This window comes from Nocardioides stalactiti (assembly GCF_014180715.1).
Classification (GTDB): Bacteria; Actinomycetota; Actinomycetes; order Propionibacteriales; family Nocardioidaceae; genus Nocardioides; species Nocardioides stalactiti.
Genome location: NZ_JACEFC010000036.1, coordinates 14672 through 36195, shown reverse-complemented (window position 1 = coordinate 36195; position 21524 = coordinate 14672). Strand labels below are relative to the sequence as shown.

Below are 21524 nucleotides of genomic sequence, written 5' to 3'. Positions count from 1 at the left end.
GGCCTACGAGCGCCTCAACTCGCTCACCGAGACGGCCGACGACCCGGCCGCCTACCGGCAGACGATGGCGGCCGCGGCCTCCCTCGGGATCGTCGGGCTCACCGACCTGGAGTTCACCGACACCCCCGACCGCTGGCGGGAGCGCTGGACGCACGGCGCCGACCTGCTCCGCGTGCGCACCGGGGTCTATGCCGAGCACCTCGACGAGGTCGTGGCCGAGGGACTGCGCACCGGCGTGCCGCTCCTCGACGACGACCGGCTGACGATGGGGCCGCTCAAGATCATCAGCGACGGGTCGCTCAACACCGCGACCGCCTGGTGCCACCACCCCTACGCCGTGGGCGCCGACCCTGCCCGTCCGACCGGTGCCCCCAACCTCGGGACCGACGAGCTCACGGCACTCCTCGCCCGCGCTCGGGCAGCGGGCCTGGAGGTGGCGACCCACGCGATCGGTGACGCTGCCGTCGACGCCGCCCTGACGGCGTACGAGCACACGGGCGCACACGGTTCCCTCGAGCACGTCCAGCTGATCGTCCGCGAGGACGTCGAGCGGATGGCCCGGCTCCCGCTGCGTGCGAGCGTCCAACCCCACCACCTGGTCGACGACCGGGACCTGACCGAGCAGGTGTGGCCCGACCGGACGGAGCGGTGCTTCGCGTTCCGCTGGCTGCTCGAGGCGGGGGTGCCCCTGTCCCTCGGCTCGGACGCGCCGGTCTCACCGCTCGACCCGTGGCTGGCGATCGACGCGGCCGTCCGTCGGACGGGCGACCACCGGCCCGCCTGGCACGGCGAGCACGCCCTGACCCGACGAGAGGCTCTCGCGGCGTCCGTCGACGGGCGGCTGGCCGTGGAGCCGGGCTCCCCCGGCGACCTGGTGCTGCTCGACGACGACCCGCTCACTGCGAGCCGGCCGACGGTGTCCCTCACGGTCGTGGCCGGGCGCACCGTGCACCGGGCCTGACACAGCGGGCCTGACACAGCGGGCCTGACACAGCGGGCTCAGTCGTCGAGCAGGTCCACCAGGAGGTCGGCGACGGCCTGTTGCTCCGCCGCCAACGGGTGGTACGGCGCCCCGACCGGCGGTCGAACGGACCCGTCGGCGATCCACGGGTCCGCACTGCAGAGATCGTGGCCCGCTGTGGCCGCGAAGACGTCCACGTGCTCGACCCCCGTCTTCTCGGCGGCCACCTCGAGCTGGCGGGCGAGCAGCACGTTCACCCGCCGGGCGAGCGAGGCGTCCGCGGGAGATACCGGAAGGGCCGCGCACGACCCACGGGCCGGCACCACCTGCGGGTAGCCGACCACGACGACGCGGGCGTCGGGCGCCCGTTCCTGCACGGCTCGGATCCCCTCCACGAGCCGCTCCCTGATGTGGGCCGCGGTCCGTCTGGAGTCGGCGACGTCGTCGGTCAGGACGGCCGCGGAGCAGGACACGGCCCCGTCGTCACGTGCGGCCTCCGAACCGCAGGCCCGGATCAGGTCCGAGAACAGGTCGAAGTCGTTGCCACCGAGCGAGATCGTCACGAGGTCGGTCGACGCCCGCACCGCATCGAGCTGCGGAGGCACGATCGACCCGGCGAGCGTCTCCTGGTCCGAGGTGATCGCGTCGCTGGTCGCACCGCCGCAGCTCACGTCGACCAGGTCCAGGTCGAGCGCGTCGGCCACCAGGGCGGGATAGCTGCCGTCGCCCCGGAAGCAGCCCCCGGCGAGGTCGGTCGAACCCACCATCGGCGCTGCGGTGTAGGAGTCACCGAGGGCCACGTAGGTGCCTCGGGAGCCCGTCGAGCCGGTGCTGGGCCCGCTCGCGGGACCGGTCGGTTCGGGCGCGTCGGCTCCGGCGTCGGAGCAGGAGGTCAGCACCGCCACCAGGCCGGTCGCGACGAGCAACCGCAACGGACGGTGGACCGGTGGGCGCATGCCCTCAACCTACGCAGCCGGACCAGGAGCCGGATCCACGCCGAGCGCGATCGTGAGCGCGAGGACGGTCGCCGGGTCCTCGAGCCGGTCGCCGAAGAGCTCGCGCAGCTGTGCCATCCGATAGCGGACCGTCTGCGGGTGCACGAAGAGCGCCGTCGCGACGTCGTCGCGGCGCCCTTGGTGGAGCAGCCACGCCCGCAGGGTCTCGGCGAGCTTGGCCGCGCTGGCCGGGCGCAGGTCGGCGAGCGGGGCGAGGACCGCCTCGCGCAGGTCGGCGAGCGCCTCGGGGTCGGCGGTGAGGACCAGCTCGGGCAGGTGCGCCTCGGTGTCGACGCCGAGGCCCCGCTCCTGGGCCCTTCGGGCCCGGTCGTACGACGAGCGCACCTCCAGCCACGGCCGGGCCGGGCCGACGAGGCAGTTGCGCCCGTCCACCCCGCGCAGCAGGGCCGATCGCCGTCGCCCGTGCGCGTCGGGCACGAGCAGCAGCACCGCGGCGTCGAGCTCGGGCAGGTCGGCGGCCTGGAGGGTGCCCTGGTGGACCAGCTGGAGAACCGAGCCGACCTGCGACTCGGGCACGATCACGGCGGTCAGGGTGGTCGGCAGCGACCACTCGGCACGCTCGGCGGCCGCGAGGACGGTCTTCTCGGGCGCCCCCGTCAGCAGGTGACGCGCGATCCGGTCGAGGAGCCGCTGCTTGACGCGGCCGGCGGTCGCGGATTCGTCACCGTGGCCCGAGACACTCGCGGCCGAGAGCTCGTCGATGTAGAAGAAGACCGCCTGGGCGAAGGAGCCCAGCGTGGTCGCGTCGACCTCGTGCTCCACCGCGAGGGCGGCCAGCTGCTCCCACGCCACCCGGGCACCGATCCGGTAGGCCGACAGCAGGGCCTCGGAGCTGCGCCCGCTGCGGGCCTCGCCACGGCCGAGCTGGTAGGCGCCCTCGATGGCGGCGGCCGGCGTGCGCTGTGCGCCACCGCGCCCCTCCGAGACGACGAGCAGGAAGCCGCCGAGGGCGACCCGCACCGCGGACCGGATGGTCTCGCCCATCGGCCCGCTGAAGGCATCGGTGTAGCTGGGGACCTCCTCGATGATCGCGGAGACGACGTCGTCGGCCACGACCGGCAGGGCGGAGCGCATCGCGACCATGACGTCGGGGGGCAGAACCAGGGGCGCCGGAGCTCCACGACGGGCCATCAGCACTCCTTTTGTTCTTGACGCATAAAAAGGGGCGTCAGATTCACCGTGAGCAGTCATGACCTTACCGCCTCGATCAGAGATTCTTGATGTCGTGAGCTCGATCAGTCTTTCCGCCCCCGTGCTGGCCCGGAGTGCCCAGCGCGGCGCCCTGCGCCGCCGCCTCCGCGCTGCCGCCGATGCGGCGCTGACCCCCCTGTCCCTCGACGACGTCCTCGACGGCTTCCACCCGCTGCGCTCCGGCGCGGACCTGCGCGGCAAGATCGTCGCCGTCCAGGCCGAGACCGCCGACGCCGCCACGATCGTCATCAAGCCGGGCCGCGACTGGCGCGGCCACGAGCCCGGCCAGTACCTCCAGGTCGGCGTCGACGTCGACGGCGTCCGTCTCTGGCGCAGCTACTCGCTGACCCACGGCCCGCGGCGCGACGGCCACATCAGCATCACCGTCAAGGCGATCCCCGACGGCGTGGTGTCGAACCACCTCGTGCACCGCGCCCGGGCCGGCGAGATGATCCACCTCCAGCAGGCGGCCGGCGACTTCGTGCTGCCGCTGCCGGTCCCCGACCGGCTCCTGCTCGTCACCGCCGGCTCCGGCGTGACGCCGGTCATCGGGATGCTGCGCAACCTCTTCTCCCGCTCGGTCGCCCCGACCACCGACATCGTCCTGCTCCACGTCAACCAGACCGAGCCCGACTCGATCTTCAAGGACGAGCTGCGCGCCCTCGGCGCCAGCAGCCGGATCACGCTCGTCGAGCACTTCGACGACCGCGACGGCGTCCTCGACCTGGCCCGGCTCGAGTCGCTGGTGCCGGACATCGCCGCCCGCACGTCGTACGCCTGCGGCCCGAGCGGCCTGCTCGACGCCCTCGAGCAGTGGTACGACGAGCGCGGCCTCGCCCTCACCACCGAGCGCTTCCGTACCGCCCTCCTCGCTGACGCAGGAGAAGGCGGCACGGTCACGTTCGCCGACGGCATCGTGCTCGAGGCCGACGGCGCCACCCCGATCCTCGACGCGGCCGAGGCGGCCGGCGTCCTCATGCCCAGCGGCTGCCGGATGGGCATCTGCATGGGCTGCGTCCTCCCGATGAAGGAGGGCGCGATCCGCGACCTCCGCAACGGCGAGGTCACCGTCGTCGTCCCCGGCGAGGCCGGCCCGGGCGGCGTGAAGATCCAGACCTGCATCAGCGCCGCTGCCGGCGACTGCCACCTCGATCACTGATCCCCCATCAGGAGACCCTCATGACTGCTGTGACCAAGAAGGCCGAGAACCCCATCGCGCACCTCTCCCCCGAGGACATCGAGGAGATCGGCCAGCGCCTCGACGCCATCCGCCAGGAGGTGCTCGACTCCCGAGGCGCGAGCGACGCCGCCTACATCCGCCGGGTCATCAAGACCCAGCGCTACCTCGAGCTCGGCAGCCGGGCGGTGCTGCTCGGCAGCATCTTCCCGCCGGCGTTCATCGTCGGCACGGCCGGCCTCTCGGTCGCCAAGATCCTCGACAACATGGAGATCGGCCACAACATCCTCCACGGCCAGTGGGACTGGATGCGCGACCCCAAGATCCACTCCACCACCTGGGAGTGGGACAACGTGACGCCGTCGGACCAGTGGAAGCACAGCCACAACGAGCTGCACCACACCTACACGAACGTGATCGGCAAGGACAACGACCTCGGCTACGGGATCATGCGCGTCGACGAGGACCAGCCCTGGCACCCGTTCTTCATGTTCCAGCCGGTGTGGAACTTCATCAACGCCTGCTTCTTCGAGTACGGCATCGCGGCGTACGACCTCGAGCTCGGCAAGAACCTGAAGACGCCCAAGGAGAAGCGGTCCGCGGAGTTCACGGCCAACTCCAAGGCCGTGCTCGCGAAGATCCGCAAGCAGGCGGCCAAGGACTACGTCGTCCACCCGCTGCTCTCGCTGCCGACCGGGTCCTTCCTGCCGACCCTGGCCGCCAACTTCACCGCCAACATCGTGCGCAACCTCTGGACGCACTCGGTCATCATGTGCGGCCACTTCCCGGAGGGCGTGGAGACGTTCGAGAAGAAGTCGATCGAGGGCGAGACCCGCGGCGAGTGGTACCTCCGGCAGATGCTCGGCTCCGCGAACATCTCCGGCTCGAAGGCACTGCACATGATGTCCGGCAACCTGAGCCACCAGATCGAGCACCACCTGTTCCCGGACCTGCCGAGCAACCGGTACGCGGAGGTGGCGCCCAAGGTCCGCGCGATCTTCGACGAGTACGACCTGAACTACCACACGGCCCCGATGCCGAAGCAGGTCGCGAGCGCCTGGCACCGGTTCGTCCGGCTCTCCTTCCCCAACGGCTGGCTGGCGACCACCAACGCCAAGAACCTGCCGCAGCAACTGGTCGCTCTCTACAAGATCTCGACCGCCGACAAGCGCAAGCGTCGGGTCATGCTCAAGCTGCTGGAGCGCAAGGCCAACCAGCAGGCCGCGGAGTACGTCCCCGCGGCCTGACGCCCGCAGCCCTGCCCCGGGGGCCCTACCGTCGACCGTACGACGACGGGTCGGATCCGAGCGCGGCGGCGAGGTCGTCACGGCGCGACACCCCGAGCTTGGTGTAGACCGAGTGCAGGTGGTTGTCGACCGTCCGCGGCGAGAGGCCCAGCCTGTCGGCGATCTCCTTGGTCCGCAGGCGGTCGGCAGCCATGGCGGCGACCTCCCGCTCGCGTGGACTGAGCCCTGCGAACGAGACGGCGTCCGGCCATCCGTTGAGGTCCCAGGCCGCGGTGATGCGACCGGCAGCACGGAGTGCTGCACGGGCGGAGAGCTCCTCGCCGCGGCGCGACCGGAGGTCTGCGGCCAGTCGCCAAGCGTGGGCAGCACGTCCGGGGAGCACGAGTGCCTCGAACCGCTGGGCAGCCGCCTCCAACGCAGCGGGGTCCCCGGCGAGCACCGCCTCCGCCCGGTCGGCGAAGGCCGCGACGAGTGCCGAGCGATCGCGCACCGAGGCCAGCAGGTCCGCGGCCTCGGCGCCGGGCCGGACCATGAAGGACTCGTCCACGGTGAGCACACCGGAGAAGAGCTCATTGTTCTCCAGGGCGTAGATGCCGGCCTCCCATAACAGCTCGGCCGCAGCCGTCGGTCGGCTCGCGCGGATCTCTTCCGCGCGGACCCGGGCGACCCCGATGCGCACGCGCGGCAGCAACAGCTCGTCCGCGGCCACACCCGTCACGAGCCGATGAGCCTCGCCGCCCCGGCCCAACCGGGCGAGCGCCGCAGCGACCAACGCGTCGGCCGGCAGTGCGAGGCCGGTCACGTCGTGCCAGGCGAGATGTCGCCGGGCATCGGCACCCAGGAGCGCCGCCTCGTCGTACTGTCCGGCGTGGAAGGCGATCTTGGTCCGGTTGTAGGACCACAGACCCAGGATCGGCCGCCGTTCGGCCAACGCCCGCTGCTGCTGACGCTCGGCGACCTGACGCGCCTCGACGAGGCGGTCGTCGTAGACCAGCGACAGGAAGTGGGCGAGCACCTTCATCTGCTCGTCGTGCTCGCCCTCCGCGGCGGCAGGCTCCGCAGGCAAGAGACGGTCGCGAGCGTCGTCGAGTCGGCCGTCCATCACGGCGCGGAGCGCAGCGGCGGCAGACCCGTCGAACGGCACCTCACCCGCGTCCCGGGCCGCGCCGTCCGGCGCGACGTCGCCGAGGATCACCCGACGCTCCACGAGCAGCGACCGGACCTGCGCCCGGACGACGGGGTCGCCGAGCGTCGACAGGATCGAACGGACGCGGTCCTCGAGCTCGGCGTGGTCGTCCACCCGCCCGCGAAGGTTCCTGATCCACCCGCGAACGATCAACAGCAGCTCGTGGTCGTCCGTTGCCCCGTGCACAGCGCGATCCAGCAGGGTGACCGCACCGGTGCGGTCCCCTTCGGCTGCCGCGATCTCCGCGCGTTTGATGAGCACCTTCGTCGTCTCGGCCAGCTGGTCGAGCAGCATGGCCGCATCCCCGGTCCACCCGCGACCGAGGAGCCAGTCCACCGTGGTGACCACCTTCTCCGGGTCGCGCTCCGCACCCGACAGGACGTGCAGGGCCGCGCGCGTCGTCTCGGGGACGCCGACGTCGGCATGGGCGAGGGCGCGGGCCGCGAGCGAGGCGGCTGCTCGGGGGGCGGTGCGACGACGCCAGGCATCCTCGACCAGCGGACCACCCACCACGAGGACTCCGTCGACGAGGGTCACCAGACGGCGTCGGACCGCCTCCTGCACGGCTGCGGTGTCGAACAGCTCGACCGGGACGGCGCCGACCAACCCGATCACCGCGACCAGGTCGGAGACCTCGACCGTGAGGTCGGTCGTGTCGTGTCCCGCGAGGGCCAGCACATCGCGGTCCGGCGCGAACCCCGTGATCCGGATCCCCCCGTCGCCGGGCCGGACTGCTCCGGAGGAGGTGGCCTCGGTCAGGAGCCGCACGGCGATGGCCGGGAGCCCAGCGCATCGATCGACGAGGGCGGCACCGCTCGGCACCTCGAGCTCGCCACCCAGCAGAGCCTCCGCCCACGCCAGAAGAGCTGCCGGGGCTAGGGGTCCGAGTGCGACCACGCGGGCGCCGCGTAGCTCGAGCGCCCCTCGGACCGCCTGGGACAGGCCGCGGGACGAGCCGGCGGTGACCAGGGTCGGGACACCGGCACGAACGGCCTGAGCCAGGAGCACGGCGGAACCCTGGTCGAGCCGATCAGCGTCGTCGACGACCAGGACCGACCCGCCTGCTCGCAGGTTCCGAGGCACCTCCTCGTAGAGCGCCACCGTCGGACGACCGGCGTCGGCGGCTCCCACCAGGCCAGCGAACGGGAGGAGGGGGACCTCCGCAACGGCCTCCGCCCCTCGGACGTGGATCGCGCCGCCGATGCCCTCGACGACCCGGGTCGCAAGGCTCGTCCGCCCGGAACCCGGATCCCCGACCACGACGACGGCGCCGCCCGCCAGCAGGTCAGCGACCACCGACTGCGTGTCCGCGACACGGGCATCGGGTTCCATCGCTGCGAGCCTAGACAAGGTCCGGGCGCCCTGCTGCGGATTTGGCTGCGGACTTGGCTCCACCACTGGCTGGCCGGTGTGCCGCGGTGGGCGGGCTCATCCCCGTGGACCCACCCACCGTTCTAGCGGATCCGGAACGACGCGGTGGCCTTGCGGTAGCTCTCCGGCCCGGCGACGTCGACCTTCCATCCGCCCTTCGCCGCGCGGGCGAGGCGGACCCGCTTCGAGAACGTCCCGTCGGGCCCCACCGTCGCCTGCACCCGGAAGACGCGGACACCAGCGCCCCGACGCGTCTTGAGCGTGATCCGCACCCGTTCGCCGGGCTTGAAGGCGCTGCCGCGCACGGTCGCGCTCCTTCCGGTGGCAACAGCCCGCGGCGCGACCGATGCGACGCCCTTCCGGGCCACCACCCGCAGCGTGAGCTGAGCCTGATCGGTCTGGTCGATGCCGCGAAGGACCACCGAGCCACCGGGCTTCGCGAACTCGGGCACGACGACAGGCTCGGAGAAAGCGCCCGTCGCGTCGGCGTCGACGCCGGCCAGCGCCAGCCCGCCCAGCCTCAGTTCGATGTCGGCATCCGGGTCCTCGAGGGTCTCGGCGGCGAAGTCGTACCCGCGGAGGTCGAAGCCCTCGCCCTGCCGAACGGTCGTCGCGCGCGTCTCGAGCCGCGCGTCGGCGTCCGGGTCATAGGCGGCAACCTGCAGGATCGGCTCCGGAGCGACCGCCTGGTCGCACACGTAGGTGCTGAAGAAGCCGCTGCCGCTGCCCTGCGGGTCGCCGAGCAACCCGATCTCGACCTGCTTGGGGCGGAAGTCGTACCACCCGCTGTCGGCGTACTGGAACTCGTGGAACTCGAAGGGGGTGTCGGAACCGAGGTCCAGCGGGGCGTCGGCGTCGAAGGTGCCGACGAACCTCTCGCCGGTCAGTCCGAACGTGTTGCCGCGACCGTCCTCGAAGGTGAGCGTGAGGCTGAGAGTGGCGTCGGCGACGTCCCCGGGGAACGTGTCCGCCGGCAGGTCGCTCAAAGAGAACGCAACGGTCTGGTTGCTTCGCACCGGCACGACCTGAGGCGTGTCGATGGTCAAGGTCGGCCGCCACTGGGTCGAGGCCCCGTAGGGCACGTAGTCGAGCTCCCGGTCGCAACTGGTGTACGAGACGGTGTCGGCCACGGGGACAGCCGAGGACGGATGCGGGGCAAGCGTGACCATCGGAACGATGACAGCGGCGGCGACGAAGGCGCAGCGGTGGACGGGGCGGTTCATGGGCGACCTTCCTCCGGGAAGTGGACGAGCGGATCGTGCCGGTTCGGGCGGCGACGCACCCTGAGCAATTCCTACTCAGGGAGATGCGGCCCTCCGCCTGCCACATTTGCCGCCGAATCCCGTGACGCGACATCGACCAAGGAGCCCCGACGTGAACCGCAGCATCTTCGCCGGCATCGCCGCCGCCCTTCTCATGGCGACCCTCACCGCCTGCTCCGAGGACGACACCGCTCGGGAATCCGACTCCGACCCCAGCACGGAGACCGACACCGGGGACGACACCGGGGACGAGGACGGGGCCGAAGTGGTGCCGGCCAACGAGCTCGACGCGGTCGGCTACGCGCTGTCGTCGGTGCTGCAGAACACCGACGGGTACACCGTCGAGGGCAACACCCTCGTCCTGACCTTCTCCGAGGGGTCGGTCGCCAACCTCGGCGAGGCGCACTGCATCACGGCCAACAGCGTCGCCACCGGGAACACCGTCCTGCTGCGGTACCCCGACGGCGAGATCGACTGCACGACGGTGGAGTGACTCCGGGGACACGACCCGGCCACTCGTCCTCGAGAACGATTCCCGGGGCCTGTCCGCATGGTCGGACGGGCCCCGGGGCACGTTCGGGGGCATGTCGTCCCGTCTGCGCGTCGCCCTGCTGCCGCTCACCGCCCTCGCCCTCGCGACCACCGCCTGCCAACCCGCGGAGGACGAGGACCCGACCGACGACGCGACGTCGTACGCGCTGGTCGCCGAGGACGCGACCCGCGTCTGGTCCGCCCAGCTCGACGAGGACTGGTCGCCGACCCATGTCATCTCCCTCGACAACGTCGTGATCGTCTCCTCGAGCTGGGAGATCGACGAGGGCACCGAGATCACCGCGTTCGACTCCGGCGGCGAGGTCCTGTGGACCGACAGCGGGTACGGCGGCGCACTGCTCGCACCGGCCGGCGAGGACCACGTGCTCATCTGCGACTTCGCCGAGTCGTGGACCGTGCGGCTTGAGGACGGCGACCGGATCGACGAGGGCGACGCCGACGACGAGCGCTGCCCGGTCTCCGACGACGAGGCCGGCATCGCGGTGCCGCGCCACGACGAGGCCTACACCCTGGGGAACGGCGTGCTGACGGTCGCGTCGGACGAGGGTGACTTCGAGGTCGCGCTCGAGCCGGGCGTCACTGAGATCTGGGGCGTCGACGGAGGTGTGCTGACCTTCGCCGACGCGACCGACACGGTGGCGCTCTACCGCTGAGGGGAACGTCACTCGCGCACTAAGTTACCTGCGGGTAGCATTGCGCCATGAGCAACGTGACCTGCGAGATCGTCGACGGCATCGCCGAGGTGCGGCTGGACCGGCCCGACAAGCTGAACGCGCTGACCCTGCCGATCCTGCAGGACCTCGCGTCGACGGCCCACGCCCTGCGCAAGGACAAGGACCTGCGCGCGGTCATCATCAGCGGTGAGGGCGACGCGTTCTGCGCCGGCCTCGACTTCGCCAGCGTCATGAAGCGCCCCACCGGGATCGCGCAGGCGTTCGTGCCGAACCCGCTGCGCGGCACCAACCTGTTCCAGGAGTCCTGCTGGGCGTGGCGGCGGGTTCCGGTCCCGGTCATCGCGGCCGTCCACGGCCACTGCCTCGGCGGCGGCCTCCAGATCGCCCTCGCGGCCGACTTCCGGATCGCGACCCCCGACTCGCGCTGGTCGGTCCTCGAGGGCAAGTGGGGCCTCATCCCCGACATGTCGGGCATCCGCAGCATCTCCGAGCTCGTCGGCATCGACCAGGCCAAGCTGCTCACCATGACCGCCGAGGTCTTCGACGGCAGCCGGGCCCACGAGCTCGGGCTGGTCACGACCCTCGACAACGACCCGCTCGCCGGCGCCCACCGGCTCGCGGCCGAACTCGCCACCAAGTCCCCCGACGCGATCGCCGCCGCGAAGCGCCTCTTCAACGACACCTGGACGTCGTCCCCGCGCCGTACCTTCGCCCGCGAGCGGGTCGAGCAGGCCTTCCTGCTCGCCGCCCGGAACACCAAGGCCGCGCGCGAGGCCGCGTTCAGGAAGAGCGCCCCCGAGTACGGTCCCCGCGTCCGCTGATCCGACGGGTCAGCCTGCGAGGTGCCCCTGGTCCACCGGCAGGATCGTGCCGTGGACGGCGGCAGCGTCGTCCGACGCCAGGTAGGCGATGACGCCGGCGACCGCGTCGGCGTCCATCAGGCCGCGCTTCGCGGACACCCTCATGATGAGGTCCCAGTCGGCGCCGTCGGGCACCGAGATCGTCGTGACCTGCGGGGTGTTCATGCCGCCGGGGCAGACGCAGTTCACCCGCAGCGGCGCGTTGAGGTACTCGATCGCCAGCGCCTTGGTGAGACCCACGATGCCGTGCTTCGACGCGGTGTAGGCCGCTGAGTAGGCCTCGCCCATCAGCCCCGCCACAGACGCGACGTTGACGATGTTGCCGTGGCCCCCGGCCTCGAGCAGGTGCGGGATCGCCGCCTGGGAGACGAAGAACGCACCACTGAGGTTGAGCGCGACGTCGTGCGCCCACTCCTCGTCGGTGACATCGGTCGTGACCCGGAAGTCGTGACGGCCGGCGTTGTTGACCACCGCGTCGAGACCGCCGTACGACGCCACCGCCGCCGCGACGGCTGCCCGGCAGTCGTCGGCCACGGTGATGTCGTGGGAGCCGAACGCGACCTCGCCCGGCAGGTCGACGCAGGACGCCGCCACCTCGGCCAGCAGGTCGGCGTTGCGGGAGGCGGCGTAGACCCGCCCACCGCCAGCGGCGAACCGTCGTACGGTCGCCGCCCCCAGCCCTGAGGACGCCCCGGTGACGAGGATCGAGCGACCGACGAACGCGTCGGGACGAAGAGCAGTCATGCGGCCGAGACTCTCACGAGTGACCCGAGCCGCCGGGAATCTCGAACTTCCAGCGTCTTCGGCGTAAGGAAACCGCCCCTCTCAACGTCTTCTTGCTGACGAAGTGACCACAGCCGTGCCCGGGCGGAGCCGCGGGCGGCCGACTTGGAGGTGACGATGAAGCACGACGACCACCAACCTGGACATCCCACACGCGACCCGCGGCGCGCCGTCGTCGCGATCGTGGACGGGTACTCCACCGGCAAGTACATCGCCGCTCAGCTTCGCGACCTCGGAGCGACCTGCTTCCACCTGACGAGCCAGCCGACGATGCCCGAGCTGTTCACCCGGTCCTTCGACAGCGGCTGCTACGAGGAAGACCTCGCCTACCAGGAGGACTTCGATCGCATCGCAGCAGCGCTGGAGCAACGGGGGGTGACCGCCGTGGTCCCCGGCACCGAGTCCGGCGTCCTGCTCGCCGACCGTCTGAGTCATCGCCTCGGGCTTCCTGGCAACGCGCCATCGCAGCGTCGGGCTCGGCGCGACAAGTACCTGATGGCCCGCGTCGTCGCTGCAGCCGGACTGCGCGCACCCGCCAGCGATCTCGTCGAGAACCCTGCAATGGCGAGGAGCGCCCTCCTGGCGAGCAGGGCCACCGAGGTCGTCGTCAAGCCGCTCAGCAGCGCAGGAGCCGACAACGTCCACTTCTGCCGGTCGGCCGCTGAGGCCGCGGAGGCCGCTCGGGCCGTGTTGGAGGCGGTGGACCTCTTCGGCTCGCCCAACCGCTACGCAGTCGTCCAGGAGCGTCTCCTCGGTGTGGAGCACTACGTCAACTCGGTGTCGATCGACGGCCGGCACCTGATGGTGGAGACCTGGCGCTACACCAAGTGCTCCGGACCTTCCGGGGGGCTCGTCTACGACTTCGAAGAGCCGGTCGGCGGCTCCACGACCGACGCAGCCGAGCTGCACGAGTTCACGCGTCAGGTCCTCGACGCCCTCGGCATCAAGAACGGCGCCGCCCACACGGAGATCATGCTCACCTCGACCGGCCCCGTCCTGGTCGAGACGGGCGCGAGGCTGGGCGGCGCCACCCAACCATCGGTGACCGAAAGGTACTCCGGCACCTCCCAGACGCGCGCCCTGGCACACGCTCTGGTGGGCGACCAGGCCGCGGCCGACATCCGCCCATCGTGGACGCAGCCCGTCCGCAACGTGAGCCTCGTCAACCACGTGCCCGGGTCCGGCACGACGACGTGGGCCGACGCCCTCGCCCGCCTGGCGTCGGTGGTCGCGGTGGTCCCCGCGACCACCGGGGGCTCATGGCTGGACGTCACCCGCGACCTGGCCTCCGCACCCGGCTTCGTCTACCTCAGCCACCCCGACGAGCGGCAGGTGGCGGCCGACTACGCGACGATCCGCGACCTCGAGCACCGTGGCCTCTACACCTCGGCCGGCGGTACGGCGCCCGGAGCCGCTCAGGGGTAGCGCAACCCCACGGTCTCCTCGCTGATCTCCCACAGCCGGCGGGCAGCATCGGTGTCCTTGGCCAGCTTGGAGCGGCCCACCCGGCGCGGCGGCCCGCCGAGCTGCTTGAAGCCGCTCGGGCCGACGTACGCATCGCCGGGGAGGTCGGCCGTGACGGCCATCAGCGACGGCCACGCGCCGGCATCGGCCGGCTGCGAGATGCCCTTGACCGTGGCGTCGAGGATCGACGCGATGCCGCCGCTCGCCCGGCCGGTCTGGCCGTTGGCGACCAGGTGGGTGCCGGAGAAGCCCGGGTGCGCGGCGACCGCCGAGACCGGAACGCCCTTGGCGCGGCACCGTCGCTCGAGCTCGCCGGTGAAGAGCAGGTTGGCGAGCTTGCTCTGGCCGTAGACCGGCCACCGCTGGTAGCGGCCCTTCTTCACGAGCGGGTCGCCGAGGGGTGCCTTCAGTGCCACGGTGTGCATCAGCGACGAGACGCTGACCACCCGCCCGGCGCCGCTCGCGACCAGCTGGGGCAGCAGCAGCCCGGTCAGCAGGAAGGGACCGAAGTGGTTGGTCGCCATCTGCAGCTCGAGACCGTCCTCGGTCCGGGCGTACGGCGTGCCCATGACGCCGGCGTTGTTGACGAGGACGTCGATCGGCCCGAGGACAGCGGCCTCCGCTGCGGCCTTCCGCACCGAGGCGAGGCTCGCGAGGTCGAGCTCGAGGACCTCGAGCTGGGCGCCCGGCACCTCCTTGCGGATCGCGGAGACGGTCGCGTCGACCTTCGACAGGGTCCGCCCCGCGAGGATCAGGTAGGCACCGCGCCGCGCCAGCTCGAGCGCGGTGTAGTGCCCCAACCCGCCCATGGTGGGTCCGGTCAGCAGGATCGTGCGTCCGCTGAGGTCCGGGATGTCCTCCGGAGTCCACACGGCCTCCGCGCTCATGGGGTGCTCCCCATGACGGCGACGATCGCGGCGCCGAGCTGGCCGTCACCCTCGATGACCACGGCGCCGGGGGCCGGCTCCCGCCGTCCGCCGGCCAGCACGATGAAGGACTCACGGTCCATGGCCAACCCACCGGTCGGCACGACGGCGGAGCTGGCCGTCGACGGCGACGACCCGGGTGCCGTCGACGGCCAGCACCGCCGTCGTGCCGACCGGTGGCTTGACCTTCTTGCCGACGACGAACCCGAAGGCCTCGGAGAGGTAGTCGGCCGTGTGCTGGGCGCCGGCGGTGTCGAGGCCGCCGGGCATCCCGACCGCACGGCGGACGTCCTGCTCGTGCATCCACACGTCGAGCGGCCGGTTGCGAAACAGGGTCTGCTGGTTCCAGCCCACCAGGCCGAACAGGCCGGGCGCCGGAGCGTTCCCGTCCGTGGGCGGCTCGGCGAGCAGCTCGTCGTGACGCCGGGTCGTCCGCTCCCGGATCTCCTCGATGATCGAGGCCGGTGTCCGGTCGCGGCGGGTGACGACACCGATCTCGGTGAACTGGCCCATCGGACCGGTCACGTGCGGGGCCTCGCCGATGTCGGCCTGCTCGTCGGGACCACCGCCGAGGATGCTCTCCAGGTGGGCCGTGTGGGCCGCGACGGCCTTGACGTCCCACCCGGGCAGGTCGGTCGGCAACGCCCAGGCGTCGTCGGGCAGGGAGTCGAGGAGGGCCGTGAAGTCACCGATCGCCTGCCACCAGGTCTCGATGTAGCCCGCCAACCGGTCGGCATCGCTCATGGCCGCGATCGTAGCGGCGCGGCATGCGGCCGACCGGGGGGTGGTCAGGTCACCGCGGTCGGCGGTGCGGGCTGGATCAGCGCTGCGTCCCGGGCTTGCGTTGGGACGAAGGCACCACCTTGCTGCCCGGCCCGGCGTAGACGCCCGCCGCCACGAAGGCCGACAGGCTCGGCACCACCACGTTGGAGGACCCGTTCGGGCCGCCGGCGACCTCGGTGTACATCATCAGGCAGTACTTCGTGTTGGTCGCGGGCCGCACCAGCAGCGGAGCCGCGTAGTCGGCCTCGACGCCCTTGTTCGGGCCGACGACGAAGCCACGCAGCTGAACGTAGCTGCTGGAGTTCGCCTGCGTGCAGGTGGTCGCCGAGGTCGGGACGACCGCCTGGTAGAGGTAGACCCGGTACGACGTCCCGTCCGCAGCCGTGCTCCCGAGCGACCCGGCAGAGACGGACACGTTGGTCACCGCGAGGTGGGCGTTGGTGGGAGTCGTCAAGAACCAGTACCTGGCATTCGGCGCGTACTGGATCTGGCTGTAGTGCAGCCTGCTCGTCGCGTTGACGGTGTTGAGCCGACCGGCCACGTCGACGCGTGCGTAGCGCCCGGCGATGTCGGGGTCCTCGATGCTCGTCGAGCTGGTGACTGCGACCGCCGTCCCGCCGGCAGCGAGGACGACCGCCAGGCCGGACAACGCGAGCGCGAGCTTGCCGGAGAGTCCTTCGGTCTTCATCCCTGCTTCGCCTTCCCCCGGAGCGGGCGGATCCCGCCTCCCTCGTCATTGTCGCGGGCGGTGGGCCGATCCGCATCCTCCATCTGGAGGAGGCCGCGCCGTCGGCTCAGTGGGTCAGGTAGCGGGCCACCTGCGGCACGTCGTCGACGAACCGCAGCCGGGCGCCGTAGAGGACCCGGTGGGACGGACGACCCGGGGGTCCAGCGACGAACGGCGGCTCCGGCGGCGCGAGGTCGTGGTCGAGCACCCACCCGTGGAAGTACATCAACGGCTGGTCGTCGACCACGAGGACGTCCGCGCCCCCCGGCCCGCACAGACCGCCCGTGGAGGCCCGATTGAGCAGCACCCGGCGGGGGCGGGTCGGCCAGGTCAGCAGGTCCGTCGACCGACGCCAGACGGTTCGATAGCTGCACCGCGACCAGATGTCCTCGGAGGTGAAGAGGTGGAAGAAGCCACCGCGGCGCAGCACCACGGGGTTCTCCATGATCCAGCTCGCGCGGACCAGCTCGCTGCTGACGGCCTCCTCCGCCGGCACGAGGCCGTCGGGCCCGAGCGGCAGGACCCGGATCGAGGAGGGCTGGCCGTCGGTCTTGTAGAGGAGGTACGGCGTCCCGTCGTCGTCCCGGAAGACCGACGGGTCGATGACGCCGCGCCGCGGCAGGCCCGGGATGTCCGGGACCGTGTCGTGCGCGGTCGGGGTGTCGGCGCGCCGGTGGCAGACGAGCGGGCGGGCGTGGACCGGCCGGAACACGTCGTACGCCGTGTCCGCGATCGCCGTCCCGATGCAGCGGCGGCCCTTACCCAGGCCGCGGACCGCGGCGGCGTAGTAGAGCACCCACTGGTCGCCGAACTTCTCGAGGTCCGCCGCCCACACGTCCTCGTCCTTCGCCCACCGGGGCAGTCGGCCCAGCGCCGGCCGGATCCAGCGCCAGCCCTCGCCCGGGTCCCAGCGGGCGCGGCGCACCAGCGGGCCGGTGGTGACGAGGACCTTGCCGTTGAGGGTCTCGACCACGCTCGGGTCGCCGGAGCGCTCGGAGGTCAGGATCGGCTCCGGGTAGGGCTGCGCCGCGGCCGGCAGCGTCGTCGCGCCGGTCGCGAGGAAGGCGACGGCGGCGACGGCGGTCACAGCGAGGTGGAGTCGGCGCAGCACCCCCGGAATCTAGATCAGGAGACCGCGAGCGAGAGGGCGATCGCCCACATCGTCAGTCCGATGACCACGTCGAGCACCTGCCAGGCGCGCGGCGTCGCGAGGACGCGCTGGAAGGAGCCGGCCCCGTAACCGATCCCGGTGAACCACAGCACGCTGCCGACCGCAGCCCCGAGGGCGAACCACCAGCGGTCGCCCGATCCGTGCTGGTTGGCGACCGAACCGAGCAGCAGCACGGTGTCGAGGTAGACGTGGGGGTTGAGGTAGGTGAGGGCGGCGGCCCGACCGACCGCGGCCCGCCGCGAGGGGGCGCCGGCGCGTGCGGCCTCCAGGCTCTCCGCGCGACGCGCACGCGCGAGCGAGAGCACGCCGTAGCCGACGAGGAACGCGACGCCCAGCCAGCGCACGACCTCCAGCACCCAGCCGGCGTGCTCGACGACGGCCCCGATCCCACTGACCCCGACGACGATGAGGACCGCGTCGGACACCGCGCAGATCGCGACCACCGGAGCGACGTACTGCCGGGCGAGGCCCTGCCGCAGGACGAACGCGTTCTGCGCCCCGATCGCGACGATCAGGGAGAGCCCGGTCAGGAGACCGGCGAGGGCGGCGGAGGTCACGGGACGACGCTAGGCGCCGATCTTGATTCAGGCCAACGAATGTTTCTCATGATCCCTTAGCGTTGCTTCATGACTCCGCAACCGGGCCAGCTCGAGGCGCTCGTCGCGATCGCCGACCACGGCTCGTTCGAGGCGGCGGCGCGGGTCCTCCACGTGACGCCGAGCGCGATCAGCCAGCGGGTGCGCGCCCTGGAGTCCCTCTGCGGCCGCGTGCTGGTGACCCGCACTGCACCGTGCCGACCGACCGAGGCCGGTGCCGCCTACGTCCGGCTCGGGCGCCAGACCCGGCTGCTGTACGACGAGGTGCGGCTCGAGACCGACCCCGAGGACCATGTGGTTCCGCTGACCGTGGTGGTCAACGCCGACTCGCTGGCGACCTGGTTCCGCGACGTGCTCACGACCGCCGGGACCTGGGACGACACGGCGCTGCGGCTTCGGGTCGAGGACCAGGCCTACTCGGCGGGCCTGCTGCGGCGTGGCGACGTCGTCGCGGCCGTGACCAGCGACCCGACACCGGTGCAGGGCTGCGCGGTGGAGACGCTCGGCGTGCTGCGGTACGGCGCCGCGGCGACGCCCGCGTTCGTCGAGCGCTGGCGCCGCGGCCGCGCCATGGACTGGGAGCGGATGCCGGTCGTCGTCTTCAACGACAAGGACGGCCTCCAGCACGAGGTCCTCGCCGCCCGCGGCGTCTCCCCGCGGGTGGTGCACCAGGTGCCGACCTCCACCGACTTCCACGAGGCGGCCCGCCGCGGGCTCGGCTGGTGCCTGGTCCCGGAGCCGCAGCTCCTCCCCGACCTCGGGGCCGGCCGGCTCGTCCGGCTCCCCGGCCGACCGGAGACGACACAGGTCGACGTCCCCCTCTTCTGGCAGCGCTGGCGCCTCGACTCCCCCGCGCTCACCCGGCTGACCGATGCCGTCCACGCCGCCGCCCGCACCCACCTCCGCGGGACGGACCGCAAGCCACCAGGCAACCTCAGCCACTGACCGCATCGATCGCGTGGCGCACCGCGGGCGAAGCCCGCATCGTGCGATGCGCCCGGCCCGAGAGAAGCGAAGGGCCGGGCGCGTCGCAGGATCTGCGACACGCCCGGCCCTTTCAACTCAGAAAGCGGACTCGTCCAGGTCCATGATCGCCAGGTCGGTCGCCTGGGCGATCGCGACCTCGGCGCTGATCTTCGGCAGCACCTCGGCGGCGAAGAACTGTGCGGCGGCGACCTTGCCCTCGTAGAAGGACTTGTCGTTGCCGGGCTCGCCAGCGAGCGCGGCCAGGGCGACCTCGGCGCTGCGGAGCAGCAGCCACCCGACGACGACGTCACCGAGCGTCATCAGCAGGCGCGAGGTGTTGAGGCCGACCTTGTAGATGTTGCGCAGGTCGCCACCGGAGGTGACGTCCGCGCTCATCAGGTCGTTGACCAGCTGGCCGACGAGGGTGTTGGCGTCCTCGAGGGCCTTGCCGAGCAGCTGACGCTCGTTCTTGAGCTGCGGGTTCGCGGACTCGTCCTCGACGAAGCCCTTGATCTCGCTGGCGATGTGGCCGAGCGCCGCGCCGCCGTCCTTGACGATCTTGCGGAAGAAGAAGTCCATGCCCTGGATCGCGGTGGTGCCCTCGTAGAGGGTGTCGATCTTGGCGTCACGGACGTACTGCTCGATCGGGTACTCCTGGAGGAAGCCGGAGCCACCCAGGGTCTGCAGCGACTCGGTGCCGAGCAGCGTCCACGAGCGCTCCGAGCCGTAGCCCTTCACGATCGGGAGCAGCAGGTCGTTGAGCGCAGCCGCGGACTTGTACTCCTCCGAGCCCTTCTCCGCCACCTGGACGCGGTCCTGCGTCGCGGCGGTGTAGAGCACCAGCGAGCGCATGCCCTCGGCGTACGCCTTCTGGGTCATCAGCGACCGGCGCACGTCGGGGTGGTGGGTGATCGTCACCTTGGGCGCGGTCTTGTCCGCGGCCTGGGTGAGGTCGGGGCCCTGGACGCGCTCCTTGGCGTACTCGAGCGCGTTGAGGTAGCCGGTCGACAGGGTCGAGATGGCCTTGGTGCCGACCATCATCCGGGCGTTCTCGATGACGTCGAACATCTGGGCGATGCCGTCGTGGACCTCGCCGAGCAGCCAGCCCTGGGCCGGCTCGCCGCCGCCGATCTGCGGGTCGCCGAAGGTGACCTCGCAGGTGTTGGAGACCTTGATGCCCATCTTGTGCTCGACGTTGGTGACGTAGGCGCCGTTGCGGGCGCCGGTGAGCTCACCGGTCTCGTGGTCGAAGTGGTACTTCGGGACGAGGAAGAGCGAGAGGCCCTTCGTGCCCGGGCCACCGATGCCCTCGACGCCACGCGGGCGGGCGAGGACCAGGTGCATGATGTTCTCCTGGAGGTCCGACTCGGCGCTGGTGATGAAGCGCTTCACGCCGGCGATGTTCCAGGAGCCGTCCTCGTTGGGGGTCGCGTACGACGTACCAGCGCCCACGTCCGAGCCCGCGTCGGGCTCGGTCAGCACCATGGTGGCGCCCCACTGACGCTCGACCATGATCTCGGCGATCCGCTTGTCGCGGTCGGTGCCGTTGTCGTAGACGACCTTGCCGAAGAACGGGCCGGCGCCGTACATCCAGATCGGGGTGTTGGCGCCCAGGATCAGCTCGGCGGTCGCCCAGACGAGCGACGACGGCGCCTCAGTGCCGCCGATCTCGGCCGGGAGGCCGAGGCTCCAGAAGCCCGACTCCATCCAGGTGTCGTAGCTCTTCTTGAAGGAAGCGGGAACCGGCGCGGTGTTGGTCTTGGGGTCGAACACCGGCGGGTTGCGGTCGCCGTCCTCGAAGGACGCAGCGAGGTCCTCGCGGCTGATCCGGTCGACCTCGGCCAGGATCTCCTTGGCGGTGTCGACGTCCATCTCCTCGAACTTGCCGGCGCCCAGGACCTCTTGGCGCCCGAGCAGCTCGAACAGGTTGAAGTGGATGTCACGCAGGTTGCTCTTGTAGTGGCTCACAGTCCCACCGTTTCTTCGCTGATATCAGGTGACGCTTTCGAACCTACTCATCGGTTCTACTCGCCAGTAACTTAATCATACGTGCGGTGCTTGCTTGCTGCAAGCACGGCGTGATGTGAAGTGAAACGACCGAGATATCTGAAACAATGCATCCATGCGAGTTTCCGCCAAGTCCGACTACGCGCTGCGCGCCCTGATCGAGATGGCGGGGCGCGAGGACGGCAAGGCCGTCAGCGCCGAGGAGCTCGGTCGCCTCCAGGAGATCCCCCACGGCTTCCTCCAGGCGATCCTGGCCGACCTGCGGCGCGCCGGTGTCGTGATGTCCCAGCGGGGCCAGTCAGGCGGATGGCGCATGGGTCGCCCGGCTGCGGAGGTCTCCGTCGCCGACGTCATCCGGGCCGTCGACGGCCCGCTGGTCTCGGTCTACGGGCTGCGCCCCGAGGCGGTCAGCTACAACGATAAGGCCGACGTGCTCCAGCACGTCTGGATCGCTGCCCGGAGCTCGCTGCGCGAGGTCTTCGAGGAGGTCTCGATCCAGGCTCTCGCCGACGGCGCGCTGCCTCCGGCTGTGAGCAAGCGCACGGCCGACGAGGACGCCTGGAAGGCCCACTGAGGGCTCTCGACCTCCCGCCTCCCGCGGGGC

21 protein-coding genes are annotated in these 21524 nt (G+C 71.4%); 9 read left to right on the top strand and 12 right to left on the bottom strand.

The window, feature by feature from the left end; translation table 11 throughout:
• The coding region (locus tag H0487_RS09625) for an amidohydrolase family protein (protein WP_183094020.1) at positions 1-961 on the top strand (961 nt) is incomplete at its 5' end.
• 38 nt (positions 962-999) lie between these two features.
• Here the strand turns inward: H0487_RS09625 and H0487_RS09620 are convergent.
• Positions 1000-1917, bottom strand: a complete 918-nt coding sequence (locus H0487_RS09620; RefSeq protein ID WP_183094019.1) for an SGNH/GDSL hydrolase family protein — start codon at positions 1915-1917, stop codon at positions 1000-1002.
• 9 nt (positions 1918-1926) lie between these two features.
• On the bottom strand, positions 1927-3108 hold the full coding sequence (locus H0487_RS09615; RefSeq protein ID WP_183094018.1) for a PucR family transcriptional regulator: 1182 nt from the start codon (positions 3106-3108) through the stop codon (positions 1927-1929).
• Positions 3109-3202: 94 nt separating this feature from the next.
• Between H0487_RS09615 and H0487_RS09610 the strand changes: the two genes are divergently transcribed.
• Together H0487_RS09610 and H0487_RS09605 are read left to right on the top strand one after the other, a co-directional pair.
• Positions 3203-4327 carry a ferredoxin reductase gene (locus tag H0487_RS09610; protein ID WP_312855882.1) on the top strand — a complete coding sequence of 375 codons (1125 nt, stop codon included), beginning with the start codon at positions 3203-3205 and terminating at the stop codon, positions 4325-4327.
• Between the two features lie 20 nt (positions 4328-4347).
• Complete coding sequence (locus tag H0487_RS09605; protein ID WP_183094016.1) at positions 4348-5592, top strand: fatty acid desaturase family protein; 1245 nt, start codon at positions 4348-4350, stop codon at positions 5590-5592.
• A gap of 25 nt (positions 5593-5617) precedes the next feature.
• On the opposite strand, the gene H0487_RS09600 is transcribed toward H0487_RS09605, so the two are convergent.
• Both H0487_RS09600 and H0487_RS09595 read right to left on the bottom strand, forming a co-directional pair.
• Positions 5618-8110 carry a helix-turn-helix transcriptional regulator gene (locus tag H0487_RS09600; protein WP_183094015.1) on the bottom strand — a complete coding sequence of 831 codons (2493 nt, stop codon included), beginning with the start codon at positions 8108-8110 and terminating at the stop codon, positions 5618-5620.
• Between the two features lie 122 nt (positions 8111-8232).
• Positions 8233-9279, bottom strand: coding sequence for a hypothetical protein (locus H0487_RS09595; RefSeq protein WP_183094014.1), 1047 nt, complete (start codon positions 9277-9279; stop codon positions 8233-8235).
• A 244-nt stretch (positions 9280-9523) separates the two neighbouring features.
• Between H0487_RS09595 and H0487_RS09590 the strand changes: the two genes are divergently transcribed.
• The 3 genes from H0487_RS09590 (at position 9524) to H0487_RS09580 (ending at position 11458) form a co-directional block, all read left to right on the top strand.
• Positions 9524-9904 (top strand): hypothetical protein, encoded by a 381-nt coding sequence (locus H0487_RS09590; protein WP_183094013.1) that lies wholly within the window; start codon positions 9524-9526, stop codon positions 9902-9904.
• 91 nt (positions 9905-9995) lie between these two features.
• Positions 9996-10616, top strand: coding sequence for a hypothetical protein (locus tag H0487_RS09585; protein ID WP_183094012.1), 621 nt, complete (start codon positions 9996-9998; stop codon positions 10614-10616).
• A gap of 47 nt (positions 10617-10663) precedes the next feature.
• Complete coding sequence (locus H0487_RS09580) at positions 10664-11458, top strand: crotonase/enoyl-CoA hydratase family protein (protein ID WP_183094011.1); 795 nt, start codon at positions 10664-10666, stop codon at positions 11456-11458.
• A gap of 9 nt (positions 11459-11467) precedes the next feature.
• Here H0487_RS09580 and H0487_RS09575 read toward each other — a convergent pair whose 3' ends face one another.
• On the bottom strand, positions 11468-12241 hold the full coding sequence (locus H0487_RS09575; protein ID WP_183094010.1) for an SDR family NAD(P)-dependent oxidoreductase: 774 nt from the start codon (positions 12239-12241) through the stop codon (positions 11468-11470).
• A gap of 156 nt (positions 12242-12397) precedes the next feature.
• On the opposite strand from H0487_RS09575, the gene H0487_RS09570 reads away from it, so the two are divergent.
• Entirely contained in the window at positions 12398-13705 is a 1308-nt protein-coding gene (locus tag H0487_RS09570; protein ID WP_183094009.1) for an ATP-grasp domain-containing protein, read from the top strand.
• Here H0487_RS09570 and H0487_RS09565 read toward each other — a convergent pair.
• The 6 genes from H0487_RS09565 to H0487_RS09545 all read right to left on the bottom strand — a co-directional run bounded on the left by H0487_RS09565 (position 13696) and on the right by H0487_RS09545 (position 17908).
• Entirely contained in the window at positions 13696-14631 is a 936-nt protein-coding gene (locus tag H0487_RS09565; protein WP_183094008.1) for an oxidoreductase, read from the bottom strand. The two genes, H0487_RS09570 and H0487_RS09565, sit on opposite strands and share 10 nt — an antisense overlap.
• The gene (locus tag H0487_RS23845; protein ID WP_281370657.1) at positions 14628-14753 is read right to left on the bottom strand and encodes a hypothetical protein; all 126 of its coding nucleotides are present in this window, start codon (positions 14751-14753) and stop codon (positions 14628-14630) included. Before H0487_RS23845 ends, H0487_RS09565 begins: the two co-directional genes overlap by 4 nt.
• Entirely contained in the window at positions 14743-15414 is a 672-nt protein-coding gene (locus tag H0487_RS09560; RefSeq protein WP_246383257.1) for a maleylpyruvate isomerase family mycothiol-dependent enzyme, read from the bottom strand. Before H0487_RS09560 ends, H0487_RS23845 begins: the two co-directional genes overlap by 11 nt.
• Positions 15415-15490: 76 nt before the next feature.
• Positions 15491-16141 carry a hypothetical protein gene (locus tag H0487_RS09555; protein WP_183094007.1) on the bottom strand — a complete coding sequence of 217 codons (651 nt, stop codon included), beginning with the start codon at positions 16139-16141 and terminating at the stop codon, positions 15491-15493.
• Between the two features lie 106 nt (positions 16142-16247).
• Entirely contained in the window at positions 16248-17291 is a 1044-nt protein-coding gene (locus tag H0487_RS09550; protein WP_183094006.1) for a family 43 glycosylhydrolase, read from the bottom strand.
• A 14-nt stretch (positions 17292-17305) separates the two neighbouring features.
• Positions 17306-17908: a LysE/ArgO family amino acid transporter gene (locus tag H0487_RS09545; RefSeq protein WP_183094005.1), complete on the bottom strand. Its 603-nt coding sequence runs from the start codon at positions 17906-17908 to the stop codon at positions 17306-17308.
• A 69-nt stretch (positions 17909-17977) separates the two neighbouring features.
• Here H0487_RS09545 and H0487_RS09540 point away from each other — a divergent pair, with 69 nt between their 5' ends.
• Positions 17978-18892 (top strand): LysR family transcriptional regulator ArgP, encoded by a 915-nt coding sequence (locus H0487_RS09540; protein ID WP_183094004.1) that lies wholly within the window; start codon positions 17978-17980, stop codon positions 18890-18892.
• A gap of 117 nt (positions 18893-19009) precedes the next feature.
• On the opposite strand, the gene H0487_RS09535 is transcribed toward H0487_RS09540, so the two are convergent.
• Positions 19010-20881, bottom strand: coding sequence for an acyl-CoA dehydrogenase (locus H0487_RS09535; protein ID WP_183094003.1), 1872 nt, complete (start codon positions 20879-20881; stop codon positions 19010-19012).
• A 154-nt stretch (positions 20882-21035) separates the two neighbouring features.
• Between H0487_RS09535 and H0487_RS09530 the strand changes: the two genes are divergently transcribed.
• Positions 21036-21494 (top strand): RrF2 family transcriptional regulator, encoded by a 459-nt coding sequence (locus H0487_RS09530; protein ID WP_183094002.1) that lies wholly within the window; start codon positions 21036-21038, stop codon positions 21492-21494.
• The last annotated feature ends 30 nt before the right edge of the window (positions 21495-21524 follow it).